Below are 26,822 nucleotides of genomic sequence, written 5' to 3' on the forward strand. Positions count from 1 at the left end.
ATCTTCTAATTAATCTTGAAAGTCATTTTTTTCATTACTTTTTAAAAACACTTTCATAAAAAAAGGTTTATTAAGAACTAAAAATATAAAATACACAGTAAATAAGATAAAAAATACAACAAACAGTATAATTAGTACGATCGCTAAACTACTCTTAGCAAAACTTGTTTCGATTCTTAGATAAGGATATAAGATAAATGGTAGATGACTTATTCCATACCCAAAAAATGCGAAGAAATATTGCAATAATACTAATATAAACGCTAAACCATATCTTTTTCTTTTTATAACAAAATAAATTGCTATACAAAAGCAAATCAAAGATATAAGAAAGAATTCCCATACATTATGCATTCGATCAAAATGAACTTTATTATGTAATTTCATTGACAAAAATACAATGATACTCGAAATAATAGTTGGCAATGACCACACTAGAACATACTTTCTTAATTTAATTTCCGACTCCGAATCATTGATTAGTTTTGCAGAATAGATTAAAAACATTGCACTAATAAATAGGACTGAACATACAGCCAATAGCATAACGGATAGAGAATAAAAATTCGTAATCAATTTAAATGGATAAAATCGTATATCTGTTCCATTCTCGATAATAAATCCACCTTCAGAAATTGTTAAAACAGTAGATAATGTAACAGGTATTAATAGACTTGTCGCCCCATACAAAATTAAAAAGAACTTACTCCTATTTCCTCCATATTGCTGAAAAGTATAAAACGATCCCCTAATTGCTAAAAAAATCATTGCTACACTACCTGGAACTAATAGTGGAACACCATAATAATATGCTACTCTTGGGAATATACCAACTACACCTACAAAGAAGAAAATGAAAAATAATGTAGCCAGTTCCCAAATAGATGAAAGATGTCGATTTATTAAGCCAATTAATTTTGGTTCTTCTTTAGTTGTAATCGCATAGAACGCATAAAATCCTGCACCAAAATCAATTGAAGCAATAATCATGTAGGCATATAAAAACAACCATAAGATAAAGATTGCGATTGTTTGAATCTCCAAACTTTTTTCCTCCTACAGAATATTTCCATAAACTAAAGATTAGTTTTCTTTAATTATACCTATAAAATACGCTTTCTACTAGTTTCAAAATGAAGATTACGGAAATACAAAAAGAGACTTTTAAAAAAGTCTCTTAAGTGATTGATGAATCTAAAAACTATTCTACTTTCGCCGCTTCATCTAGTACTCGATTAACACGCTTTTCTAGCATTGGCATTCCGCCTTCTCCAGCTTGGAAGTGGCGTAATACACCTGTTCTATCAAATACGTAATATGATGGTACATATTTATTTTCAAAAGCATCTGTAATTGTATGTTGGTTATCAACTAATATTGTTTGTGTAATTCCGTGTTCTTTTGCAACTTCTTTAATTTTATCAATATCTAAATCATCTTCAGATCTTGGCATATGAACACTTACTACATTTAATCGATCTTTATATTCATCTCTAAAAGCATTAATGTTTGGCATTGCAACTTTACATAAATGGCAACTAATAGACCAAAAATGAATTAATGTTGGTCTGTCACCGATTAGGTTTTCTTTTTGAATTTCTCCATTTAATACTGTTGTTGCACCATCTAATTCAGGCATTGGTGAGCGAAGTCTCATTTTATACTCCTCCTACTTGTTTCATTAGCTCTATGTGAGCTTGTTCTACTTTTAGTGTTTGTCTAGTTCCAGGCGTTAGACCCTCGAGGTCATAAGTCAATGACCGATAAAAGTAAAAACCAACTTTTCTCGGTCCTTGCCTTATGCTTGTCGGGTCTTTAGCAAACGCCTTCCACTTTTCATAACTGTGTTTAAAAAGGCCTAACTATAAGTTAGACCTTTGACATTAATTCTTAATTGCCTGTGAATTATAGAGTTGCTTGACCTGGTTTCCAGTTAGCTGGGCAAAGTCCACCAGTTTGTAAAGCTTGAAGTACACGTAAAACTTCATCAACTTCACGACCGATGTTGTTGTGGTGTACTACTTGGTACATTAATTCACCCTCTGGGCTGATGATGAATAATCCACGTAATGCAATACCTTCTTCTTCAATTAATACGCCATAGTCACGAGAAATAGCGTGGTTTGTATCTGCACCTAATGCATATTTTAATTGTCCTAAGCCATTATCTTTACGATCAGTGTTGATCCATGCTAAGTGAGTGTGAATTGTATCTGTAGAAACACCTACAACTTCTGCATCAAGATCTTCAAACTCGTCGTAACGATCAGAGATTGCTACGATTTCCGTTGGACATACAAAAGTGAAGTCCATTGGATAGAAGTATAATACTGTCCATTTATCGTTTTTCATGTTTTCTTCTAAGCTTACTTTACCAAATTCTTTATTTGCTAAAACTGCTTCCATTTCAAAGCGTGGTGCTTGTTTTCCTACTAAACGTTCTGCCATCGTTATTACCTCCAATATTTATGTAACTATTTATCATACAAGTGATATTATAGTAAACTACTTATTTAAAGTCAATATCAATTTATAATTATTATTAACTGAAAATCATTTTCATTGATTTTGTTTCATAAAGTCAGAAATAAATCGAATCATTAAAGGAATCACATTTTCATCTGGGTTTAATTTTTGGTTATGGAGTCCGAATTCCGAATTTACGCCAATCCAAAACATTAAGCCTGGAATTTCTTTCGTCATATAACCAAAATCTTCACCTGTCATTGCAACATTACATAGGACGGCCTCAATACCGTCATATTGTTTCGCAAAATTAAAGAATTCATTCGTCAACGATTCATCGTTTATTACTCCATAGTAATTACTTCCAAAATCTACTTCTATTTTACACTGAAAACTCTCTTGAAATCCATTCACAAGACTTTCAATTCTATTTTTTAATTTTAGCATCGCTTCTTCACTTAATGCTCGCATTGTACCTTCTATTCGAACATGATCTGCAATAACATTTTGAACTGTGCCACCAGTTATTTTTCCAATCGTAATGACAGCACTATCTAATGGATTTACATTTCTTGACACAACCGATTGTACTTGAGTGATAAAATGACTTGATGCAACGATCATATCATTCGTTAAATGAGGGAAAGCTGCATGACCGCTTAAGCCATGAAAATCAATAAAAAGCTCTGATGTATGAGCAAATAACATACCAGGCTTCGTTGCAATTGTACCAACAGGATATTCAGGCGCTATATGTAAACCATAAATTACATCTGGTTTAAATGATTTAAATTCATCACTTTTAAGTAAAGGTTCCGCTCCACCTGGACCTTCTTCAGCAGGTTGAAAAATAAATACGACATCGTCATTTATTGGCTCATTAACTACATTAGTAAGAACACCAAGAGCAATACTCATATGTACATCATGTCCACAGGCATGCATATTGCCTTCATGAATCGATGAAAACTCTAATCCTGTGTTTTCTTTCATTGGTAATCCATCAATGTCTGTACGGTAACCAATCGTTCTAGTCGAATTTAACCCTTTTACTCGAACGAAAATACCTGTTCTCCATGTATCAATTACCATTCTTTCTTGATCTAAACTAGATAAATAATCTAGTAAATACGCTTGTGTTTTGAATTCTTGAAATCCAAGTTCGGGGATTAAATGTAAATCCCGTCTAATTTTAATAAATGAATCCATTTTAACTCCTCCAAAAAAAGCGTAGAAATATAAATTCTACGCTTCAGACTGCCCAACAAACGCGCGCTTTCTTCGTTGATTCGCTAGCCTGCGCGGTGCTCATTACCGTCTAAAATGGTAACTACCCCTTATCAGAATTTACGTCTCGAAAGTCAAATGCTTGTGGATCAGTTCTGAACTCATATTTTAGTATAATGTCTATAAAGTAAGCGTAGAAAAATAAATTCTACGCTTACTTCTTGTTATTATTGATTTAGTTGTCGTAAAGCCTGAATGATTTCAGTTTTTGAAATTGTTTTATCATCGATATCTTTGATTTTTCTAGCAGGAACACCTGCAACCACAGTATAAGGAGCAACGTCTTCAGTAACAATTGCACCTGCAGCTACTACTGCGCCTTCCCCTACTTTAATACCTTCTAAAACTACTGCATTAGCACCAATTAATACATTGTCTTCAAGAATAACTGGGTTTGCTGATGGTGGCTCAATTACGCCAGCTAAAACAGCACCAGCACCAACGTGACAGTTTTTACCTGTTGTAGCACGTCCACCAAGTACTGCGTTCATATCGATCATTGTACCTTCTCCAATTACAGCACCGATATTAATTACAGCACCCATCATAATAACTGCATTGTCTCCAATTGTAACTTGATCACGAATAAACGCACCTGGCTCGATGCGAGCTTTAATACCCTTAGCATCTAAAAGTGGAATTGCAGAATTACGACGATCTGATTCTACTACATAATCTTCTATGTATTCTTTTTGCTCTTCAAGGATTACTTTAACATCATCCCACTCACCAAATAAAACTCCAGAATTTTGAGAAATAAATGATTGAACTGATTCAGAAATAGTAAGCTTGTCTAATTGACCTTTTACATAAACCTTTACAGGTGTTTTTTTCGTGCTATTTGCAATAAATGCAATAATTTCATTTGCGTCCATTAATTTCATAATGAATTGCCCCCTTTATTATTATCAATAAGAATACTCTATCAAATCTACTAAGTAACTAGCAACATTTTGTCGATTAATCTTTATTTTTTTTTCGAATTGATTCTATAAATCCTTCTACTTGTTTTAATTTCATCGCATCTCGATTATAAAGTAAGTATGTATCGCGATATAACCCTGATTGTTCTTTTGTAATTAAAGGTGTTTTTATAATATTTTCATCACTAACATCATGTAATACAGAGGAAGGTAAGATCGCAAAGCCTAGACCATTCAATACAAATTGCTTACATGTTTCAATTTGATCGACTACAATTTCATGTTTTGGTAATGAATTAAAATGCTCATACCACCATGACTGGATAAGCTGATAATAATTTGAATTACTTTTAAACTGAATAAAAGGTCTTTGTATAGTTTTATATTCCTCAAGACTATGTTTTTTTGTATCAACTAACAATAATTCATCAGAAAAAAGTAATTCCTTTTCTCCAAACCAATTTTGATTTCCTCGTACAATTGCTAGATGAACTTCATTTTCATATAAGCGATTTGTGATTTCACTACTCCAACCAGTAAAAAGTGAAACTTGTACTTCTGGATAGCTTGACACATATTTTTTTAAAACTGGTGGTAACCAGTATTGCGCAACAACAGATGAAACGGCAATCTTTAAAGTACCCGAAATATCGGATTTTAAAATTTGTAACTGCTCTAACATTGTTTGATATGTTTCTTCCATCTTTTTCGCGTAATTTAATATGATTTCCCCAGAGGCAGTAATAATCAATCCTTTTTGAGAACGAATAAACAATTCACTACCAATCTGCTTCTCTAAATTTTGTAGCCTTTGACTTAAAGCTGGTTGAGAAACAAACAACCTCTCTGCTGCCTTCCTCATATTCTTCTCTTCAGACAAAGTAATTATTAAACGTATGTCATCAATTTGCACATAATCCCCCCTTGCCTTTATACATAAAAATTCGATTAGACTCTTCAACTCTTCTTTTTACTAAAAAACCAATACTAAAAAAGTAAGTCAATTTGATGATGACTTACTTTTTTAATCGTTAATGCTTATTATATCTTCTCACATTTTTATTCAATTGTTTTAAAATCGCTCTACGAGTTAAAATACCTTCAAAAGTATTATTAGCATCAACCACACATACAAAAGGATGATCAACTACAGATTCAAGCCCTTTAGCGAGCGTATCAGTCGTTTTTAATAAAGGTATTTCAGTACCCATTACCTCTTCAACTTTCATATTACTTAAACGTTCGAATTCAATTCTTTCTAATCCAAGTATTCCGTCTAATATCATGGACGTACTAATTAAACCTAGCAACTGAAACTTCGGGTTTAACACTGGAATTGAAGAATATCCAGATTTTGTAAGTACTAATAATGCATGCTCCAAACTGTTACCAATTTGCACATGAGCAACTTTTTCACTTGAAATAATAACTTCTTCTACTTTATGTTCAAAAAATTGTGAACCATCAATACTAATCAAAAACATCGTCCCCCAATAGAAAAGCAAAAGTATTTAAAAATGGTAGAATTATCAATTCATAAACAAACATCAAATAAATACACATACAACTTTGCTAATCATCTGTATAGAAAAAATACTATACATTATTTTATTCGATTAAGGACTATGTCCCCATCCCTATATTATCAGATTTGTAACCCCTTTCCAATTTAACTTTTCTTAAAAACTTACTTATTTAACTATAACTATTCAAAAAACAAAAAAACGTTTAGATAAATAATTTATTATCTAAACGTTCATCTATATTTGTCTTCATAACCCTAAATCCCTTAATTTTTGATATAAATGTACTAATCTTTCGTATTGATCCTCGCCTGCATCCATTAAACCATTTTCTATATCAGTTATCTGTGATGAAATGAGTTCAATTGCATAATTTTGTTTCATCACTGTGTCGACCAATAAAGACAATTCATCTTCTGTGAAATTTTGTTCACTTAGCATCCATCATCCCTCCTAATCCTCATTTTAATCAATGTTTATTTAGTTTAAACTTCTTATTTTGTAAATTTATTTGCATAACTAAACGCTGTATAAGAATCCGGTTTTATCTTAGGAATGATGCCCATTGCACTTACTTTAGATGTCATTTCTTGTATAAACTCTTTCGTTAGTCCAATCGTACCAATATCTAGATGAATTTCAAAACTAAAATTATTCGAATTAGCATTTTCATGAAGAGGACTAAAAATTTTTTCTAAATGAAAAGGTGATAATAAAAAAGCTATTTCCTGACTATACATAGTTTCTAGAAATATTTTCTCTTTTAAATTTCGGATTTTCTTGTGATGCCAACAAGTATGTAAACATCCCCAAGCTCCATTACCTACCCTATGCAAATGAAGTGCTGTAATAAACTTAGTTCCATTACTATGAACCTGAGAATCCGTTCCAATGGAAAGTCGATATTGTTTATTAGGATCACTTTTTACAAAGTGATATAGCCGATCAACTACATGATCAAAACTCATATTTCTTTCACTTACATTGTAAAATCGATACTGATCTTTATTCACGTATATGACCTCCCTTTTCATAACAATACATAATAATGTATTCATTAAGAATTGGGATTAGCACGACCTTACTATTTTGTAATAAAATATTAAAAAAAAAGAAAAAACAAGCTAAGCTTGTTTTTTCTTTTCTTATGAAATAATTTCGTATATTTCAATTGCTACCATATCGATATTATCGAATGGGAACGTTTGTGGTTTTTCACCTTGTTGAAATACTTCTAATTCAAATGTTTCATTTTTCTCAGAATACTTTACGCTACACTTTCTTTCACCGTTAACTTCAAAATATCTTTGAGCAACCTCACCGTTCGTAGCTTGTTGTTTTAAACTTTCTAAGCGTTCTAAAATTCCTAATAATAAAGACATATTAGAACTCCTTTCTACCATGTGTCATTCCCTAAATATAGGTTTTACTTTCTTACAATTTCTATCCAAAAAACTTCTGATAGATTTCAGCTATGTAAGTGTCCATTAATAAGAATACTTGTATTTCAAGATAAATTCAAGAAAAATAGTCGTTTCAACTAAAAAACAAATTACTTTATATACTATATTTTTCTATGTCATAATAGTTTTATACAATTGCTTTAAGAAAAAATAAAAAAGGATGTCGTTTTATGAAGATCGAATTATTCACACAAGATGGATGCCCTCCCTGTGAATTTTTGAAAAATTATTTAAAAGAAATGAATGTTTCTTATATTGAATATAACGTTTCACAAGATGAAAGTGCTAAAAAAAGAATGATGTTTGAGTTAGATTCATACTCAACTCCTACTTTAAAGATTGATGATGAGGTAATTAGAGGCGTTCAAATGGAGCAAATTGAAGCTGCATTACAAAAACGTTAATCCATTATCTATTCGCTCTCCTTTTCAAATTAAAAACACCTAAATGAACATTCATTTAGGTGTTTTTTATCAATTTATACTTCATTTGTTTTTAAGATCGTTTCAAGGACTTGTCCAGATATAGTTTCTCATTACCCAACTCCTATAAAATGAAAAACAAAAAACATGACGGACGATGTAAAAAGAACTTTCGAAATAAGTCCTCTCAAATAAAATCCTCCTCGGGCTGAACTTTTACTAATCGTATCATTATTATATTGAAATTTACTATACGAATCGTTCTTATCTTTTTTACATTAGTTGACAGCGAAAAACACTACTTTTAATTAAAATAGGCTTTTATATATGAATTCGTCGATTTTTGATTAAGATCAACTAAAACTCTATGTTCCAAATCAAAATTTTTTCTGGGTAATTTCTCCCTTTTTCTAGATCAAATTTAATGTTAAAGTTAGATAATTTGTGTCAACTTTTCAATTTTTTAAAAATTTTTGAACTGTTAGGGAGTGGTATTATGGAGTATCGTGGTTCAACGGTTTACAATCAAGATGATTTTTTTTCAGAATATATTCGACGAAGGAATAGAGAAGATAGTCCTAACAATGCGATCGAAGGACCAATCATCAATGAATTAATTGGGAATGTTGATCGAAAAAACATATTAGATTTAGGTTGTGGTGACGCATCATTCGGTAATGAACTTCTACTACTTGGAGCTAAAACTTATACAGGTATAGAGGGATCAGAGCACATGTTTAAAGCAGCCTTGACCAATTTAAAGAATACAGTAGGTACCGTCCATCATACTTCAATCGAGGATTATCACTTTCCTACGAATTCATTCGAACTTGTCACTTCTAGATTTGTACTACACTATATTTCAAACATTGAGCTATTATTTCAAAAAATTTTTAAAAGCTTAACAGAAAACGGGCATTTTATATTTAGTGTGCAACATCCACTTACTACTGCTTCCTTTTTAAGTAAACTCTCAGGAGATCGACGCGAAAATTGGATTGTAGACGATTACTTTCTAACTGGCGAAAGAAAAGAACCATGGATGAATAAAGTAGTAGTCAAATACCATCGCACAATTGAACAATATTTTAATCTTTTAAGAAATACTGGATTCCAGATTGATCAATTACATGAAGGTACTCCAAAACAAATACATTTTAAAAGCGAAGAAGAGTTTTTGAGAAGACGAAGAATACCAATCGTACTTGTTTTTTCTTGTTTTAAATAAAATTATTAATTGTGGGAGATGCAAGGTGGCTAAAGACGCCACAGGAACGAACGTGATGAGGAGGGCCAGGTCTCTCCTCACTTAAAAGCGGGCATCCTGAAGTGAAATCAACATGACATTACTAATAAATTAGCAAAGCAAAAAAATGACTGCCTTTTTTAAAGAGACAGTCATTTTCTGTTAAATCTTATAAAAGAGTCATTAAAAAAGTAATTCATTATGTTTAAATAAAAAATCATAACTTAAGTCAATATATAAATAGCTTCCATTATTCAATGGATAAGAAAACGTTCGAATCTTTTCACCGGTTTCAATATCTCTGTACATATCTGATAATTGACCCTGATCATTTGATTGCATTTTCAAAACGGTTTCTAAAAAATATGGCCTCCAGCTCCAGTTTCTACCTTTATACTTTTCTTGAAGCTCCCACTTTTCACCATTAACTTTAAACAAGTTAGCTGATTGCTGAAAACCATCCTCATCACAAATATACATCCTAAAACAAAAGGAATTTAATTCACTTGATATATTAATTAAAAATGAATTTAAATCTACTCCCAATTTAAATTTATTAATTGCCGATTCGACTTTTTGTTGTATTAAATTAGTCATATCTCTAAGCGCAATTAATTTGTTCTTTTCGCCTCGAATATATTTTAAGATGTCATTCTTTAGTGGCTCACATTCATGATTTAACTGACTAATTGATGGTTGTGGTATAAACAAGTATGCGCCTTGATAGAATCTTCCACCATTTTTCCATGCATTCCTTAATTGTATTGAATCAATTATTCCATCGTAGTACATCGATGCCCCTACTTTTCTTGCCACATAAATTACGGAATTTAATAAATCTTGAAATGATGATGTATGAAGTTGTTGAACCATTTTAAAATCGATTTTAATGATATCAGGAGACAAAAATCGAAGTTTTTCTAAGTTAATTAACTTCTCATTTACGCTATTAATCGCAAATTTAATACCATATGTTTGATAATATGTAATTAAATTTTTTAGTTCTTTCTCAAAACCATAAAAAAGTTGATGTTGAAGAATAATGACAATTTTATTTAGTTGTATTCCCTTTTCTTCATATGATTGTAAAATCGATAAAAGATTTTCTGGGTCATCTGAAAGAAGCGCTGAAGGGTGACGATTAATAAAAATACCACCATCAAATTTAGATTGTACAACTTCATCGAGAGCTTGAATTAATATATGATTGTCAACCTCTAATAAGTAGTCATCTGGCACCAAATCATTTGCAAAGAAGAATTCAAGGCTGTGTAAATTTTCAAGTTTAAGTCTACCAACAACCTCTACTCCTACACAATTTTGTGTATCGGCTCCATATATTGGTTGAAAATATGGTACGACTTTATCTAAGTTACTTATTACGTCTAAAGGATCCATTTTGAACCTCCTTCTAGAATGGGTATTGATGTAAGGACTGTCCTCCATCCATTGTAAAACAAGAACCATTAATATAACCAGCCTCATTTGAAAATAAATATGCACAAAGTCCCGCTATTTCTTCCGGAGTACCCAATCGGCCTAGTGGTACACTTTGTATTGTGCGGTTTTCTAATTCATCAGAAAGCCATAGTTTGGCCGCACCACCTGTTCGCTCAATAGGTCCAGGAGCGATCGCATTGACTCTAATTCCATATTTCCTACCCCACTCAACGGCTAATGTTCTTGTCATAGCAAGAACACCAGCTTTAGCTGATGCTGAGTGAATGACTCCAGGACCCGCATCCCAAGCATATGTAGCAATAATATTTGTAATTGCACCTTTTATTTTATGTTGTATCATATACCGTCCAACTTCAGAACTACAATAAAAGGTTCCATTTAACACTATATTTATAACCGTGTTCCAACCGTTTACAGACAAATCCTCTGCAGCACAAATAAAATTACCAGCTGCATTATTTACTAAGAAATCTATCGTTCCAAATGTTTGATCAACTTCATTTACCATATTTTTAATTAATTCAGGATCCCGTACATCCATAGCTATTGGTAATACTTGACCATCAAATTGTTCAATTTCTTCCTTTGCACTATTTAATTTTTCTAAATCTCTTCCGACAATAACCACCCTTGCACCTTCCTGTGCAAAACGCATAGCCATTGCTTTCCCCATCCCACTAGAGCCACCAGTAACGATCACAACCTTATCCTTCACTCGTATCACTCCCTTTGTATTCTATAGTTTAACAACTTTTTGTTATTTTGAGAATATTTTTAACAATTAAACTATTTAATATAGTATGTAGTATTTATTTCTTTAAAAAGGTCGGGGGACAATTGAAAATAAAACTTATATTATTTTTTTTACTATTAATTTGTACAATCTATTATTCAGTCTATGTTGAGCCAACATCAATTCGAACTAAGAATTTAACCTTTTCAGACAATCGGTTAAATTCGAATACTACTATTAAATTAATACAAATCTCTGATACTCACTTTAATAATAAAAAAGATTTAGAGCGATTTAAAAAGGTTGTAAATAATATAAACCAAATGAAGCCTGATTTTATACTATTTACTGGGGATTTGGTTAGTGATATACGAAAGTTTTCTTACAAGCATGAAGTTATTCAGCTTTTAAAAGAACTTAACCCAAAAATAGGAAAGCTTGCAATATACGGTAACCATGATCATGGAGGTTATTTTACTGAACAATACGAAGAGCTGTTAACCCAAAGCAATTTTATATTGTTAAAAAACGAAGAAAAAACTTATTTCGTTCAAAAACAAAAAGTTTCATTTATCGGTCTCGATGATTATATGCTAGGAAACAAACAATATAATGACATTTTAGAACGAATTCAAAAAAATAGTTATACAGTTGTACTAGCACATGAACCTGACATTGCTGATTTGACGAAAAACTATCCGATAAATCTTCAGCTCTCTGGCCATAGCCATGGCGGACAAATTTATTTACCTTTATATAAGTCCTTTATAATGCCTCCATATGCAAAGAAATACAACCGAGGTGTTTACACCCTATCAAGTAAATTTAATAGTCATTTAGTCGTTTCAAATGGAATTGGAACAACTAAACTACCAATTCGCCTATTTACTCCACCTGAAATAGTATCAATTGAAATTACAAGCCAATTTAAAAAGTAATAATGACCAAGAATTATAATTCCTCACAGTTCTCACACATACTAGGTTGGTTACCTATTTTTATGGGTACTTGCTCAATTATTTTAGTACCCCATACACTAATATTAAAGACAAGAGAGGAGGTTAAATATATGAATTATCAATATCACCCTAATTTAAATCATTATTATAGAGAAGATCATGCTCCATCCTACTACTATGATCATAACGAACAACGCTTTGTTCCTTTTTTCCCATTTTTGCCAATAATAGGAGGATTAGCGGGATTAGCAGGCGGATTCGCGTTAGGTGCACTAGCATTTAGACCACCTTATTATCCGCCTTACGGATCTTTCCCACCATATCCAGCATATCCTCCGTACGGTGGTGGGTTTGGTGGTGGGTTCGGTGGTGGGTACCCGGGATACCAACAACCTTACCCACCTGTAAATCCTGGTGCTTATTTACCTAGTAATGCGGGATTAAATACACCAGGTAATATAGGACCCTATCCATACTAATTAAATAAAAAAGCTAGTCGTATTAATGAATATTATTTCGATTAGCTTTTTATTATATAACCACTTCTCTAGATTTGATTTGAAAAAATTTAAACTAAAGATATAATATACTCATATCTATTATTTTTTGGAGGTAACCAAGAAGCATGAAATCGAAAGAACCTAGCCTGAATAAACTAAATTTTACAAATGAAGAAATTTTTCAGGCAATATTTGTTGTAAATAAACATGCTAAAACAGCACTTGAACCAAGTGAACTATATTCACTAAAAAGACAAGCTATATTAAAGCTTATTGATAAAGGAATTGCTAAGAAAGTTGGATTACATTTTTCAAATAACCCCAAGTCAAGTAAACAACAATCTGATGTGTTGATTGCTTGTGGAGATTTTTTCTTTCATATACCACCGTTAAAAGAAGACTTTAAACTTCTCCCGCATTTAGGAATATTAGAAAATACTCACCGTAACCCAAAAGTATCCATGTCATTAAGCTATGCAAAAAAAATACTTCATCATTTCTTAGGTATTCAAAACGTTAAATCTGAAAAAAATCTTTTTAAAAACGGATCTAACTACCGAAGAAATACCCCAGGGCAATTTTTAAGAGCTTCTTCATTTCTAAATAACTCTACATTTACTTTTCCGAGTGAACCAATTCGTAAAAATAAAGGTAAGCAAGAGAAATAAGTTGAAACAAATCTTACTAAAATAACATTAATATAGATTAAATGGGAAGATTAAAGACATTTTAAATTAAATGGTTTTTAATCCTTCCTTTTTTTATTTGAATGTACCGAAATTCAGCTTGAAAGTTTTTATTGGTGATTCATATTTTTCCCTTGATACATATAATTTCCCTCTCATATTTTAGTAGATTTGTCTCACCTATTACCTGGGGCAAGCATACTATATTAATAGGGGGTGATTGATATGTTCGGTAATAATAACTTACAAGATATTATTCGTTATGTTGCTGGGTTCTTATTTGCACTTCAATTGTTACTAAATTCTTTTGGGTTTAAATTCCTAAATAATGAACAAATTGATGCTGTAATTAATATAATTTCATTCCTTTTCATTTTATACTTCGGTGCTAAGCATAATTATTTAGGTAAAAAAGGACAAGCTCAAAAGGCTGTACTTCAAGAAGCTGGATTAGAAAAAACAAATAAGCAGACAAATTCAGATCAATAGATTACTTTATGTCTACTTTTTAATAGATTAGATTACAAATTTAAAGATTTGGTTTGAGAGTGATTAAACATTGATTCACTCTCTATTTTTCGAGTCGAATTTATGCTACTTTTTAAGTAATATTTTCTATTTTTCTCTATTTTTCTTCATATATTGATTTTAATTTTAGTAATCATATGGACTTTGTTATACATTGTAGAATTATTTTAAGTAGATTAGGTAGGAAAAATTTAACTTTGTATTGAATGTTCTAAAAACACATATTTTTCAGGAGGATCTCAAATGTCAGTAATTTTTACAAGTAAAGACATTTCAAAGAAATTAAAAATAGGTAAATCTCGTGTAAGAGAGATTAGTAAAGAACTAGAAAAGAAAGAATATCATTTTACAAAGAACCAAGATACTAGGATCTATAATCAAAACGATTTCGAATTATTTCAAATGATTATTAAAGAGTACCAAAAGAATGAAAATCTTTTACAATCAGTTGAATATGCTTTAAATAACCAGTCAGTTCTAAGTCAATCTGAAGTTCATGTAATCGAAACACCTTCAATTGAGAATGAAATTACAGAAAAAAATACTGAAATCGTTACAAATAACACCCCGAATATTCCTCTAGAAAATAACATACATAAAAATTTTGACATGAAGAATGACATGGAACTAATTGAAGTACAAAAGAACGATATTGTTGAAGTAGCAGATTCCCATATTGAAACAATTGATTCGGAATTAATCCATCATTCACTTTTACAAGAAGAAGCACCTTTAGAAGCGTCTAGATTCCAAGTAGAATCAATCGAAGTAGCAGAGATAAGTCAAATAACTTCACAAGATACAAAACATTTAGAAGAATCCCTTTCTCAACTAGAAACAATTGATGAATTCCAAATGGAGCAAACTTTTTCACAAGATACTGAGAAGTTTGTAGAATCCGTATCACAATTAGAAATAATTGAAGAAGTCGTAATAGATCAATCTATACAAAAAGAAGAAGAGAAAGTTACAGTATCTGGTGCAACATCAATGCAAACAGATGAAAACTCTGAGGATGAAGAAGTCCAACAATATCGTTTTGAAGAAATGACTGTTGAACAAGTTCTTGAGGAGAATAAAAAACTACCAGATGAAGTAGTTCTTTCTAAATTAAATGGATCAAACGTAGTAACTGAAACTATTGTTTCAAAAGAAAATGTTACTACTTTTGTACCGACAAATTCTAATCAAATTATGTTTGAAGAGTTTATGTCTCAAATTACGAATCTAGCATATCAAAATGAACAGATTCTAACTCAAAATCAAACGCTAATTAAACAGAACTTGGAGAAGGATCAAAAGTTAGAAAAAATATTATATTCAGTTGAAGAAAAAAGTGAAGAGCTTCAAGGGTTAGCAACAGTAATTGAAGAAAAAGATGAAAAATTAGAGCAAATGTTTGAAGAAATTAAAACAAAAGAATCTGGTCGAGATGCTCAACTAATGAGGATGATTAGAGAATTACAAGAAACAAAGAAGATGGTAGCTGCCTCAAAAGAAAGAGACTGGAAGAATGCAATTAAATCACTCTTTTTTAAACCTAAGTCAGTAAAATAATTTGTTTATTATTTAGCACTTATTACTATTTCATGAGTTATAAATGAACGTTAAATTTAAAGATTATTAGTTTGAAAAGAGAAGGGAATTATCCCTTCTCTTTATTCTTTCATTCATTGTACCTCTTCACTCTGTTCTTGATGATATGCTGGTAATATAATATGAACTTCAGTACCTTTTCCTTCTTCACTTAAGTACTCTATCGTTCCCTTATGGGCTTCGATGATACTAAAGGTAACCATTAGTCCTAGACCTGTTCCTTTTTCTTTTAAAGAATAAAAAGGTTGTCCTAAACGGTCCAATTGTGCTTTCGACATACCTACTCCATTATCTTTAACAACAATTCGTATGTACTCTCGATCTCTTACCTTCTCTATATTTGCTTCTATCTTAATATAGCCTTTCGTGTCCTTTATAGCTTCTACACCATTTTTTAGTACATTAATGATCGCTTGTTTAAGCTTAGCACGATCTCCGACAGTATACATATCCTCATTTACATTTACTTGTAAGAAAGCACCCTGCAGTGAGGCATAACTTGACATTAATGTTGTTACTTCATTCAATTGTTCTGTCATATTGATTATTTTCTTTTCTTCAATCTGAGGTCTAGCTAAGTTTAAATAATCCGAAATGATATTTTCTGCCCGGTCTAGTTCAGCTAATACAAGTTTCATATATTCTCTATTCGTTCCACTTTCTTGATTCTCAATTAACTGAATGAAACCCCTTACAACCGTTAATGGATTTCTAACTTCATGAGCTACACTCGCCGCAAGTTCACTCACCATATTTAATTTCTCGGATTTCTGCATTTGAACACGAATTTCAGCATTTTCAAACAAAAACTCTCTTAAATAAACATGAAACAGCATTGTAATTGTTAAAACAGTAAAAAATATGCACGCCGAAAAAATTGTCTGATCTGATTGGTACTCTTTTATACCATTTACCGTTGCTTCATAATAAAGCAAACAGACCATGCTGAACGAAAATAAAATTGGCATTAAAATACTTAAGGCAAATTTCTTTCGTTTAGAAAAACTAACCCAATGCGGTGAAACAATAAATGGTAAAATACATGAAATCACTTCAAAAGGAAAAGATTTCAAAGATGCTAAACCATATAGCAAATACACAAAAACTGCTTTCGTTAAAATAATAATCGTTCCGATCAATCTTCCACCATATAAAATAGATGAATAGATTAATAAAATACTAAAAGTAATAGCCATGCCTTTACTAATGTGAATTGGGTAAAGCAAGCAAATAAAAATATTAAAAAAAGTTAGCAATCCAACTAATATTCTATTTTGTTTCGGGCTTGTATTGTGGTATCTACTAAGCCAGAACATTTCGTATAAAAAGACCGGAATGATTATGATTGCAAATTGAATTAATAAATCTTTTAATTGCAGCATTAAAGTGTCCCCCACCCCTTCTTTCAACAAATTATAACATAGTTATTTAAACTTCTAATTATTAATACAAAAAATTCGAAAAAAACATTTCTACATAGTACGTCACATTATTACAAAGTATTCTAAAATATAAGAAAAGTCGTCAAGCTTAAGTGCTTAACGACTTAAAACCATCCTTTTCTTTTAAAAAATATGTACATTAGGATCGTAACAAATCCCATTAAAATTAAGATAAATAAGTATCCATATTTCCATGTTAATTCTGGCATATAATGGAAATTCATTCCATATAAACCTACGATAAACGTCAGTGGTAAAAAGAAAGATGATATGATTGTTAATGTTTTCATAATATTATTCATTTTTTCTGAGCTTAATGAAAAATAGCTTTCTCGAATATCGGAAGCTAAATCTCGATTCGTCTCAATCATATCCGAAAGCTTCATTAAATGATCGTGTATATCTTCAAAATAAATTCGATGTTCAGATATATCTTTAAATCGATTCGAGTTAAGGATTCGATATAATAAATCACGAGTTGGTAAAATCGTTCTTCTTAATTTCGATAAATCCGATTTAATATCATATAATCTTTCTACAGCATTATTTACTTGTTTCTTTAATGGATCAATTTCTAGGTCTGATAGTTCATCCTCCAAACGATAAATTAGTGGAAAATAACTATCTACAAGCTCATCAATAATTCGATGAGTTAAATGAAGAGGACTTTTCGAAGCCCGACGATCTGACTTTATATTATCTAAAACTAGTTGTACAGTGGCACTTTTATGGATATGAAATGTGATGACATAATGATCACTTACAAAAATATCCAGTTCCGTCTCCTCTAAGTCTAATTTATTTAATTCGTGCAAAATTAAAAAATGATATCCTTCATAATAGTCAAGTTTAGGTCGTTGTACATATTCCAAACAATCTTCAATCGCTAATGGATGAAAATTAAATTCAGTTGATAAAAGTTGAATCTCATCTTCGGTTGGTTCATTAATATCTACCCAATACCATAAGTATTTATTTGATTTTGCATCGGCAATTGTTATATTTCGATCGATTACTTTATTTTTAGTTATTCCTATTACTTGTAACAAGTTTTTACACACCTTCTTTAGGCAATCAAATTATTTCACTACTAAATACTTTTTTTATTATATGGTAAAATGAAGGAAATTTCATTGAATAGTTCGATTAAAAAGTTTTAATTTTAATATAAAAATAATAAGTTGAGGGATTTAAAATGAACAGATATATAAACGAAAGTGTAAAAGAAATACAAATCTCTGGTATTAGAAAATTTGCCCAAAAAATTGAAAAATATGACAATGTCATTGCATTAACATTGGGTCAACCTGATTTTTCAACTCCAGCACCTATTAAAGAAGCTGCTATTCATGCAATTAATCAAAATCATACAGTCTATACTCCGAATGCAGGACTGCCTGCACTTAGAAATGCTGCTTCTAATTTTTTAAAGAAAAAATATTCTTTAACATATGATCCAACGAACGAAGTAATCGTTACAGTAGGGGCTAGTCAAGCACTCGATGTTACATTTAGAACGATCCTTAACGATGAATGTGAGGTTATTCTTCCTGCACCAATCTACCCTGGCTATGCACCAATTATTCAAACATGTGGTGCAAAACCAGTTTTTGTAGATACATCTAATAGTGGTTTTAAAATTACACCTGAATTATTGGAAGAACAGATCACTGAAAAAACACGATGTATTGTTTTACCTTATCCAAATAACCCAACAGGCGTCACATTAACGAAAGAGGAACTTGAGAATTTAGCTAACTACTTATCTCAGAAAGATCTATTCATTATATCAGATGAAATATATAGCGAACTGACATATGGTACTACTCATACTTCTATTGCAAGTTACCCTGGAATGAGAGAAAAAACAATTGTCATAAATGGTCTTAGTAAATCACATTCTATGACTGGTTGGAGAATTGGTTTTATCTATGCGCCTGCTTACTTAGCTCAGGAAATCTTAAAAGTGCACCAGTATAACGTATCATGCGCTACATCAATATCTCAATATGCAGCAATTACAGCATTAACTGATTGCATTGATTCTCCGATCGAGATGGCAAAGGAATATAAAATAAGACGTAATTATATGATTGATCGATTAGAAAAAATGGGTCTACCTTGTATTAAGCCAGAAGGTGCATTTTATTTATTCCCATCAATTAAAGAATTCAATATGCCTTCCATGGAATTCGCACTAAATCTAGTAGAAAAACATAATCTGGCGGTTATTCCTGGAGAAGCTTTTTCTGAATATGGAGATTCATATATTCGATTATCTTACGCTTATTCAATGAAAGAACTAGAAATTGCATGTGATCGATTAGAAGAGTTTGTAACTAGTCTTAGAAATTAAACTAAAAAAGCAGGGGTGGATTTCTTGATCCTCCCCTGCCTTTTTTATCTAGCTTGTATTACTCTTGTTTTGAATAACAAGTCCTGAATTGTTTTATGATCTTTTCTAAATAACATTAAATAGACATTAGCTATTAATGGTACACCTAAAAGTAGAACTGATATTCCTGCTATAAAGATAAAACGAATGAAAAATAGTATCATTGTCGTTTCTTCATAATTATCTTTTATCATTTTAATAGCTAAAAATCTTTGACCAAATGTCATCCCTTTATTAAATTGTGGAACAACTACAAATAATATGATCATAATAATTGAAATAACGATTAAATCGACAGTTGAATTTCCTGATGTAGAATTAAAACGACTTAATATCTTCTCAGGGTTCATTGTAATAATAGCGATAATCATCCCATAAGCTACTGAAACAATAAACGTATCGAATAAAAATGCACTTAATCGTTGATAAAACTTTGCAAGTTGAAAATTCTGCACTTGTTAACCTCTATTCATTAAATTATTGAATGTGGTGAGACGGATCGTATAAAGTATAAAGTGCTTGCGTTCCTTTTTCATCTAAACCATTTTTAGACAGTTCATCGTAGCATTTTTTTGCAAGTAAAAGTCCTGGTAGATTTAATTCCATCTTTTCAGCTTCTTCAATTGCGATTCCCATATCTTTTATAAAATGTTTAATATAGAATCCTGGCTCGAAATCGCCTCTTAAAACGCGAGGTGCTAGATTAGATAATGACCAACTACCTGCTGCACCAGTAGAAATACTTCCTAATACTTTTTCACCGTCTAATCCTGCTGCTGAAGCATATGCAAGGGCCTCACAAACTCCTAACATACCTGAAGCTATTGCAATCTGATTACACATTTTTACATGTTGCCCACTACCAGCTTTTCCATGATAAGCAATATTTTTTCCTAAAACATTAAATAATGTGGACATTTTGTGAAAAGTTTCTTCTTCTCCACCAACCATAATCGCTAATCTAGCTTCTTTTGCCCCTAAATCCCCACCTGACACAGGTGCATCTAATGATGACATACCTACTGATTTTGTTAGCTCATCAATTTTTTTGGCTAAAGTTGGTGTTGAAGTTGTAAAGTCGATAAATGTAGTCCCTTTTGAAGCCGATTGGATGATCCCATTATCGCCAAAATATACTTCCTCTAAGTCACTTGGATAGCCGACCATCGTACAAATAACCTGACAATTTGGTGCTAATTCTTTAGGTGTATCATACCAAGTTGCACCTAAATCAATTAACTCATTTGCTTTTTCTTTTGTACGGTTGTAAATATGTAATTTTGCACCTGCATTGATTAAATGCTTTGCCATACTTTTACCCATAACGCCAATTCCGATAAATCCAACTTGTAAATCTTTTAAATTAATTGCTTCCATATTACACACTCCTCTATTATTATCCATAAATAAACTAACATAAAAAATATTAATAAAAAAGCTTGAGCTACTCTTATAAAAAAATAAGCAAACTAAACCTTATTTCAAATTAAATTTAGGTTATTTCAACACTAATTTGTTGACTCTAATAATGGAACTATCTATATTAAAAAAGTACATAAAAATGTATCTAATGCACCTAATTTTTGGAGGTATTTTCATATGAAAAATGAACAATTTTTTGAAATGATTAAAGAACGAAACTCTACTCGAGTATTCGATTCTTCTACTGAAATCAGTAGTAGCGAAATTACTGAACTTCTTGATGCTGCAATGACTGCACCATCTGCTTGGAATTTACAACATTGGAAATTCGTTGTATTCCATGGTGAAAACGCGCAAGGTAAATTATTACCTGTTGCATATAACCAAGGTCAGATTAAAGATGCTTCATGTGTAATTGCTGTATTAGCCGATACACAATCAGCAAAAAATGTTGATTTAGTTTTCGGACCTGCAGTGGAAGCTGGTTTTATGACCCAAGAAGCAAAAGACAAATTAAAAGCAAACGTTGAAAATGCTTATGCAACAGAGCAACGTAATCGTGAACAAGGTATCTTGAATTCTTCTCTTGCTGGTATGCAATTAATAATGGCTGCTTCTGCAAAAGGTTGGAACACTTGTGCAATCGGCGGATTTAACGAACAAGCATTTAAAGAAACTTTCTTAACTGATGATCGCTATATTCCAACGATGTTGATTGCCATTGGTAAAGAAAAAGTACCTGGACATCATACAACACGTTTTTCTGCAAAAGAAATGTCTATTTGGATTTAATCGAATATGAATAGTAAAAGGGATTCTGACAAAAGTCGGAGTCCCTTTTATGTCATTACGATTAATTAACAATGTTGTTCAACAGTAATGATTAACTTCTTAAGTAATTCTAGAGAAGAATCAATTGCTAATGAATAATATCTATGAGTGCCTTTTTGCTCAATTTGTACTAAGTGATTATCACGTAATATCTTTAAATGATGTGATATAGCGGGTCTAGATAATGAAGTTTTTTCTGTAATTTCATTAACAGTTAGCGCTTCGCCCTCTGATAACATTAAAATGATATCCTGTCTGTAAGGATCGCTTAACGCTTGGAACAAGGGAATACATTCTCTAAATACCTCAATTGCTTCTTTACTCAAATCTTCCACCTACTTTTATTATCCAAAAATAATCTTATTCGTTTAATAATTTAAACATACACTAAATTAAAGAAGCGAATTTGTCAACAGTAGGAACTTTTCGAGTCGGTTTGTCATCATACTGAATATATATAATCTTAAAAATAAAACAACAGGTTTCCCTGTTGTTTTAAATTAGATGCTATTTACTAAGTTAACAACCTCTTCAGCTGTAGACATAGATAAAGCTTTTTCAGCTAATATCTCCATCTCTGCTTTAGAAAGTTTAGCCATTTGACTACGAGCAGGTAGGATTGAAGTAGCACTCATAGAGAATTCATGTAAGCCTAATCCAACAAGTAATGGAATAGCTAATGCATCTCCAGCCATCTCTCCACACATTCCAGCCCATTTACCTTCTTTGTTTGCAGCATCAATCACCATTTTAACTAATCTTAAAATAGATGGGTTATATGGTTGATATAAATATGAAACCTGTTCATTCATGCGATCCGCAGCCATTGTATATTGGATTAAATCGTTTGTCCCGATACTAAAGAAGTCAACTTCCTTAGCGAATACATCTGCTAGAACAGCAGAAGCAGGGATTTCTACCATCATACCAATTTCGATATTGTCTGAGACTTGAACATTTTCTTTTAATAACTGTTCTTTTTCTTCTAATAAAACAGCCTTTGCAGCTCTGAACTCATCTAAAGTTGCAATCATCGGGAACATAATTTTTAAATTACCATATATACTAGCACGAAGTAATGCACGTAATTGAGTACGGAATATTTCCTTCTGATCTAAACATAAACGAATCGCTCTATATCCTAAGAATGGATTCATTTCTTTTGGTAAGTGTAAATAAGATAATTCTTTATCTCCACCGATATCTAGTGTTCTTACTACTACCGGTTTATCACCCATACTTTCAAGAACTGATTTGTATGATTCAAACTGCTCTTCTTCTGATGGGAAGTTATCGCGTCCCATATATAGGAACTCAGTACGGTAAAGGCCAACACCTTCACCTCCATTATTGATAACGCCTTCTACATCATTTGGTGTACCGATGTTAGCTACTAACTCAACATGATGTCCATCTTTAGTTACAGTTGGTTCATTTTTCAGTTTAGCCCATTCAACTTTTTGAAGCTCGAATTTTTCTTTTTTAGCTTTATATTCTTCTAATTCTTCATTAGAAGGATCTACTATTACATGACCATCTAATCCATCAACAATGACCATTACGCCATTTTCGATTTTACTAGTTACTTCTTTTGTCCCTACAACAGCAGGAATTTCAAGAGAACGAGCCATGATCGCTGAGTGAGATGTACGACCACCAATATCAGTTGTAAAACCTAAAGCATATTTACGGTTTAATTGTGCTGTATCAGATGGTGTTAAATCTTCTGCAATAATAATTACTTCTTCAGTAATATTAGCAGGGTTTGAAATCGTAACGCCTAAAAGATGCGCCATTACACGTTTCGTAACATCGCGGATATCGGCAGCACGTTCCTTCATATATTCATTATCCATGCTTTCAAACATTTGAACGAACATTGAAGCAACTTCATTCATAGCAAAATCAGCGTTGACACTTTCAGACTTAATTTTATCTTTAACTGGGTTAACTAGCTCTGGATCATTTAAAACTAAGATGTGCGCAGAAAAGATTGCAGCTTTATCTTCACCAAGTTCAGCATTCGCGTGATCACGAATTTTTTCTAATTCAGTGTTAGAAACTTGAATTGCATCGTCAAGTTTAGCAATTTCAGCATCAACATCTGAAATTTGTTTTTTAACAATGTTTAATTCAGGATTTTCTAAGCGAAATGCTTTTGCAATTGCAATTCCACTAGAAGCGGCAATACCTTTAATATGTAAAGACATTATTCGCCTAAACCTTCTTTTTTCATTGTATCTTCGATTGCAGAAAGAGCTTGTTCTGCATCTTCACCGTTAGCGCTAATTTTGATCTCAGTTCCTTGTTGAATTCCTAAAGACATTACACCCATGATTGATTTTAAGTTAACTGTTTTACCATTATATTCAAGATTGATATCAGAATTAAATTTACCTGCTACATTTACTAATAATGTTGCTGGACGAGCGTGGATTCCAGAATCAGCTGTTACTTTAAAAGTTTTTTCCATAATAATTTATCTCCTTTGTGATTAAATCTACATTTTTGGTATAGACGTTTGGCCTACTATAAATATTCTATTAAAAGGGGTGCATAGTGTCAACTATACTACCCCTTTTAAAATCAAACATTTTTCGTCTATTTAATTAGATTTATTTAATCTTAATGATGCCTACTTCACCTTTTGATTGCTTACCTGGTTTTTCAATTACAACTTGTTGTCCTTCAGTTAAGTTTGTAAATACAACAGGTGTAATTGTAGAAGGTGCATTTTCACGAATAAAGTGTAGATCAATTTTAACTAATTGTTGACCTTTTGTTACTTTCTCACCTTGTGATACCAATACTTCAAAGCCTTCACCATTTAGTTTTACAGTATCGATCCCAATATGGATTAAAATTTCTTTTCCACCATTTGATAAGATACCAATCGCATGTTTTGTTGGGAATACATTTACAATTTCACCATCAACTGGAGATACAACTGTACCTTCTGAAGGAATAATCGCAAATCCATCACCCATCATTTTTCCAGAAAATACCTGATCTGGTACTTCTGTAATTGGGATTATTTCCCCTTCAATTGGATTAATAATCGTTTCTTCAATAGTAGTATCTACTGCTGAAGCTGTTTCTTTATGTGCCTCTTGACTAACAACCGGTGTTTTTCCAGTCATAATGTCTTTAATTTGTGATTTTAATGTATCTGATTTAGGTCCAAAAATTGCTTGAATATTATTTCCAACTTCAAGAACTCCAGCGGCACCTAATGCTTTTAAACGATCTTTATTTACTTCATCTTTTGAATTTACTTGTACTCGTAATCGTGTGATACATGCATCTAATGAAGAGATATTACTTTTTCCACCTAAAGCTTGTAAAATTTCATATGGTAATTCATTAGCTGGAGTATTACTTGTAGTATCTTCAGCGATTGCATCTTCACGTCCTGGAGTTTTTAAATTCCATTTTCTAATTGCATATCGGAAACCGAAGTAGTAAATCACTGCTAATACTAAACCGACGATGATTACCCACCACCAGCCAGTTCTATTCGGTAGAACACCGAATAATAAGTAGTCGATTAGACCACCTGAGAACGTCATACCAATTTTAACATTTAATAATTGCATGATCATAAATGATAAACCAGCAAAGATAGCGTGAATTCCAAATAATACTGGAGCAACAAATAAGAATGAGAATTCAATTGGCTCTGTAATACCTGTTAAGAATGAAGTTAACGCTGCTGATGCTAAAATACCACCAGCAATTTTTTTATTTTCAGGTTTTGCTTCATGATACATAGCTAGTGCAGCAGCAGGTAGACCAAACATCATGAATGGGAATTTACCTACCATGAATGTACCAGCAGTTAATTTTACTCCGTCTTTTAATTGAGCGAAGAAGATTTTTTGATCCCCGTGTACAACCATACCAGTTTTATCAGTATATGAACCAAACTCAAACCAGAAAGGTGCATAGAAAATATGATGTAAACCAAATGGAATTAATGAGCGCTCAATAACACCAAATATGAAGGCTGATAAAGTTAAGTTCGCATCAATCATAGTATGTGAAAATGTGTTTAAACCGTGCTGAATTGGCGGCCAAATAAAGCACATTAAAATACCAAGTAATACTGAAAACGCTGCTGTAGCAATTGGTACAAAACGTTTACCTGCAAAGAAACCTAAGTATGATGGTAAATCAATTTCAAAAAATTTATTGTAAGCCCATGCAGCTAAAATACCAACTATAATACCACCAAATACACCAGTTTGCAGTGTAGGAATACCTAATACAAACGCATATGATGGATCATCAAATTTTGCAATATTTAATACTTTATCTAAAACAACAAAATGTCCAACATCTTTGAACACACTCATTGTTTTATTCATAATCAGGAATCCAACGATAGCTGCTAAACCTGCAACCCCTTCTCCTCCTGCTAAACCAACGGCAACACCTACTGCAAATAATAATGACAGATTACTAAAAATGATGTCCCCAGATTGTTCCATAACTTTTGCTACTAGTTGGAACCAGTGCGCGTCAAGAAACGGTAAATACTTTAATGTTTGTGGATTTTGAAATGCATTACCGAATGCAAGTAACAATCCAGCAGCTGGTAAAATTGCAACTGGCAGCATAAGCGCTTTACCAACTTTTTGTAAAACTCCAAAGATTTTCTTAAACATTGTCTTCCTCCTTTTATCCAAACAAAAAAGGCATGAGCAGAAAAAATGAGATTATTGAATCCTGGATATAGTTTCCCCTACCCAAGTATAATAATTCACATTTTTTCAACTCATGCCTGATCGAATCAGTAACACGTTTAATGTGTACAATATTCAATTATGTTTTTATATGATTTCGCTTTCATTATATCTATAGAATTTAAAAATTTCAAGCCAAATTACCTATTTTTTTTAATTATTTATTTACTATGTTAAAAAAGCGCTAATTTCTA

Annotated in this window: 29 protein-coding genes; 9 read left to right on the plus strand and 20 right to left on the minus strand. The window is 31.9% G+C overall.

The window, feature by feature from the left end; translation table 11 throughout:
* Positions 1–9: 9 nt before the first annotated feature.
* From EP747_RS07675 to EP747_RS07720, 10 genes are all read right to left on the minus strand, one after another.
* Positions 10–1,044, minus strand: a complete 1,035-nt coding sequence (locus EP747_RS07675; RefSeq protein ID WP_129689270.1) for a cytochrome d ubiquinol oxidase subunit II — start codon at positions 1,042–1,044, stop codon at positions 10–12.
* 157 nt (positions 1,045–1,201) lie between these two features.
* Positions 1,202–1,657 carry a TlpA family protein disulfide reductase gene (locus EP747_RS07680; RefSeq protein ID WP_129689272.1) on the minus strand — a complete coding sequence of 152 codons (456 nt, stop codon included), beginning with the start codon at positions 1,655–1,657 and terminating at the stop codon, positions 1,202–1,204.
* A gap of 248 nt (positions 1,658–1,905) precedes the next feature.
* Positions 1,906–2,448 carry a peroxiredoxin gene (locus EP747_RS07685; RefSeq protein WP_056468592.1) on the minus strand — a complete coding sequence of 181 codons (543 nt, stop codon included), beginning with the start codon at positions 2,446–2,448 and terminating at the stop codon, positions 1,906–1,908.
* Between the two features lie 111 nt (positions 2,449–2,559).
* Positions 2,560–3,675: an N-acetyldiaminopimelate deacetylase gene (locus EP747_RS07690; RefSeq protein ID WP_129689273.1), complete on the minus strand. Its 1,116-nt coding sequence runs from the start codon at positions 3,673–3,675 to the stop codon at positions 2,560–2,562.
* Between the two features lie 245 nt (positions 3,676–3,920).
* Positions 3,921–4,637 carry a 2,3,4,5-tetrahydropyridine-2,6-dicarboxylate N-acetyltransferase gene (dapD, locus tag EP747_RS07695; RefSeq protein WP_069035532.1) on the minus strand — a complete coding sequence of 239 codons (717 nt, stop codon included), beginning with the start codon at positions 4,635–4,637 and terminating at the stop codon, positions 3,921–3,923.
* Between the two features lie 76 nt (positions 4,638–4,713).
* Positions 4,714–5,589 carry a LysR family transcriptional regulator gene (locus tag EP747_RS07700; protein ID WP_056468602.1) on the minus strand — a complete coding sequence of 292 codons (876 nt, stop codon included), beginning with the start codon at positions 5,587–5,589 and terminating at the stop codon, positions 4,714–4,716.
* A gap of 118 nt (positions 5,590–5,707) precedes the next feature.
* Complete coding sequence (gene cbpB / locus EP747_RS07705; RefSeq protein ID WP_069035530.1) at positions 5,708–6,154, minus strand: cyclic-di-AMP-binding protein CbpB; 447 nt, start codon at positions 6,152–6,154, stop codon at positions 5,708–5,710.
* A 294-nt stretch (positions 6,155–6,448) separates the two neighbouring features.
* Positions 6,449–6,640 (minus strand): antirepressor AbbA, encoded by a 192-nt coding sequence (abbA, locus tag EP747_RS07710; RefSeq protein ID WP_088013915.1) that lies wholly within the window; start codon positions 6,638–6,640, stop codon positions 6,449–6,451.
* 53 nt (positions 6,641–6,693) lie between these two features.
* The gene (locus tag EP747_RS07715) at positions 6,694–7,167 is read right to left on the minus strand and encodes a ribonuclease H-like YkuK family protein (RefSeq protein ID WP_419179289.1); all 474 of its coding nucleotides are present in this window, start codon (positions 7,165–7,167) and stop codon (positions 6,694–6,696) included.
* A gap of 177 nt (positions 7,168–7,344) precedes the next feature.
* Positions 7,345–7,581 (minus strand): YkuJ family protein, encoded by a 237-nt coding sequence (locus EP747_RS07720; protein ID WP_056474223.1) that lies wholly within the window; start codon positions 7,579–7,581, stop codon positions 7,345–7,347.
* Positions 7,582–7,832: 251 nt separating this feature from the next.
* On the opposite strand from EP747_RS07720, the gene EP747_RS07725 reads away from it, so the two are divergent.
* Entirely contained in the window at positions 7,833–8,066 is a 234-nt protein-coding gene (locus tag EP747_RS07725) for a glutaredoxin family protein (protein WP_129689274.1), read from the plus strand.
* Positions 8,067–8,580: 514 nt separating this feature from the next.
* Positions 8,581–9,312, plus strand: coding sequence for a class I SAM-dependent methyltransferase (locus tag EP747_RS07730; RefSeq protein WP_129689275.1), 732 nt, complete (start codon positions 8,581–8,583; stop codon positions 9,310–9,312).
* A gap of 201 nt (positions 9,313–9,513) precedes the next feature.
* On the opposite strand, the gene EP747_RS07735 is transcribed toward EP747_RS07730, so the two are convergent.
* Together EP747_RS07735 and fadH are read right to left on the minus strand one after the other, a co-directional pair.
* Positions 9,514–10,728, minus strand: coding sequence for an EAL domain-containing protein (locus tag EP747_RS07735; protein WP_165346908.1), 1,215 nt, complete (start codon positions 10,726–10,728; stop codon positions 9,514–9,516).
* Between the two features lie 13 nt (positions 10,729–10,741).
* A complete protein-coding gene (gene fadH / locus EP747_RS07740; RefSeq protein ID WP_129689279.1) occupies positions 10,742–11,506 on the minus strand; it encodes a 2,4-dienoyl-CoA reductase in 765 nt (254 codons plus the stop codon).
* Positions 11,507–11,628: 122 nt separating this feature from the next.
* Here fadH and EP747_RS07745 point away from each other — a divergent pair, with 122 nt between their 5' ends.
* The 5 genes from EP747_RS07745 to EP747_RS07765 all read left to right on the plus strand — a co-directional run bounded on the left by EP747_RS07745 (position 11,629) and on the right by EP747_RS07765 (position 15,754).
* Entirely contained in the window at positions 11,629–12,462 is an 834-nt protein-coding gene (locus tag EP747_RS07745; RefSeq protein ID WP_165346910.1) for a metallophosphoesterase, read from the plus strand.
* Positions 12,463–12,593: 131 nt separating this feature from the next.
* Positions 12,594–12,962, plus strand: a complete 369-nt coding sequence (locus EP747_RS25185) for a hypothetical protein (RefSeq protein WP_328590712.1) — start codon at positions 12,594–12,596, stop codon at positions 12,960–12,962.
* Positions 12,963–13,108: 146 nt separating this feature from the next.
* Positions 13,109–13,651 (plus strand): YkyB family protein, encoded by a 543-nt coding sequence (locus EP747_RS07755; protein ID WP_129689282.1) that lies wholly within the window; start codon positions 13,109–13,111, stop codon positions 13,649–13,651.
* 243 nt (positions 13,652–13,894) lie between these two features.
* On the plus strand, positions 13,895–14,158 hold the full coding sequence (locus EP747_RS07760) for a phage holin (RefSeq protein ID WP_088013908.1): 264 nt from the start codon (positions 13,895–13,897) through the stop codon (positions 14,156–14,158).
* A gap of 282 nt (positions 14,159–14,440) precedes the next feature.
* Positions 14,441–15,754: a DUF3967 domain-containing protein gene (locus EP747_RS07765; RefSeq protein ID WP_129689284.1), complete on the plus strand. Its 1,314-nt coding sequence runs from the start codon at positions 14,441–14,443 to the stop codon at positions 15,752–15,754.
* Positions 15,755–15,867: 113 nt separating this feature from the next.
* On the opposite strand, the gene EP747_RS07770 is transcribed toward EP747_RS07765, so the two are convergent.
* Together EP747_RS07770 and corA are read right to left on the minus strand one after the other, a co-directional pair.
* Positions 15,868–17,175 (minus strand): sensor histidine kinase, encoded by a 1,308-nt coding sequence (locus EP747_RS07770; RefSeq protein WP_129689286.1) that lies wholly within the window; start codon positions 17,173–17,175, stop codon positions 15,868–15,870.
* A 164-nt stretch (positions 17,176–17,339) separates the two neighbouring features.
* Complete coding sequence (corA, locus tag EP747_RS07775; protein WP_129689288.1) at positions 17,340–18,284, minus strand: magnesium/cobalt transporter CorA; 945 nt, start codon at positions 18,282–18,284, stop codon at positions 17,340–17,342.
* A gap of 146 nt (positions 18,285–18,430) precedes the next feature.
* On the opposite strand from corA, the gene EP747_RS07780 reads away from it, so the two are divergent.
* Positions 18,431–19,591 (plus strand): aminotransferase A, encoded by a 1,161-nt coding sequence (locus tag EP747_RS07780; protein WP_129689289.1) that lies wholly within the window; start codon positions 18,431–18,433, stop codon positions 19,589–19,591.
* 44 nt (positions 19,592–19,635) lie between these two features.
* Here the strand turns inward: EP747_RS07780 and EP747_RS07785 are convergent, their stop codons facing one another.
* Together EP747_RS07785 and EP747_RS07790 are read right to left on the minus strand one after the other, a co-directional pair.
* On the minus strand, positions 19,636–20,085 hold the full coding sequence (locus EP747_RS07785; RefSeq protein ID WP_129689291.1) for an RDD family protein: 450 nt from the start codon (positions 20,083–20,085) through the stop codon (positions 19,636–19,638).
* A 22-nt stretch (positions 20,086–20,107) separates the two neighbouring features.
* Positions 20,108–20,998, minus strand: a complete 891-nt coding sequence (locus EP747_RS07790) for an NAD(P)-dependent oxidoreductase (RefSeq protein WP_129689553.1) — start codon at positions 20,996–20,998, stop codon at positions 20,108–20,110.
* Positions 20,999–21,229: 231 nt separating this feature from the next.
* Between EP747_RS07790 and EP747_RS07795 the strand changes: the two genes are divergently transcribed.
* The gene (locus tag EP747_RS07795; protein WP_088013903.1) at positions 21,230–21,844 is read left to right on the plus strand and encodes a nitroreductase family protein; all 615 of its coding nucleotides are present in this window, start codon (positions 21,230–21,232) and stop codon (positions 21,842–21,844) included.
* 65 nt (positions 21,845–21,909) lie between these two features.
* Here the strand turns inward: EP747_RS07795 and EP747_RS07800 are convergent, their stop codons facing one another.
* From EP747_RS07800 to ptsG, 4 genes are all read right to left on the minus strand, one after another.
* The gene (locus EP747_RS07800; RefSeq protein WP_129689292.1) at positions 21,910–22,209 is read right to left on the minus strand and encodes an ArsR/SmtB family transcription factor; all 300 of its coding nucleotides are present in this window, start codon (positions 22,207–22,209) and stop codon (positions 21,910–21,912) included.
* 174 nt (positions 22,210–22,383) lie between these two features.
* Positions 22,384–24,093 carry a phosphoenolpyruvate--protein phosphotransferase gene (gene ptsP / locus EP747_RS07805; RefSeq protein WP_129689294.1) on the minus strand — a complete coding sequence of 570 codons (1,710 nt, stop codon included), beginning with the start codon at positions 24,091–24,093 and terminating at the stop codon, positions 22,384–22,386.
* The gene (locus EP747_RS07810) at positions 24,093–24,356 is read right to left on the minus strand and encodes a phosphocarrier protein HPr (RefSeq protein ID WP_129689296.1); all 264 of its coding nucleotides are present in this window, start codon (positions 24,354–24,356) and stop codon (positions 24,093–24,095) included. Before EP747_RS07810 ends, ptsP begins: the two co-directional genes overlap by 1 nt.
* Positions 24,357–24,498: 142 nt before the next feature.
* The gene (gene ptsG, locus EP747_RS07815) at positions 24,499–26,550 is read right to left on the minus strand and encodes a glucose-specific PTS transporter subunit IIBC (RefSeq protein ID WP_129689298.1); all 2,052 of its coding nucleotides are present in this window, start codon (positions 26,548–26,550) and stop codon (positions 24,499–24,501) included.
* Positions 26,551–26,822 lie beyond the last annotated feature (272 nt).

Origin of the sequence: Gottfriedia acidiceleris (assembly GCF_004138285.1) — a bacterium.
Lineage (GTDB): Bacteria > Bacillota > Bacilli > Bacillales > Bacillaceae_G > Gottfriedia > Gottfriedia acidiceleris_A.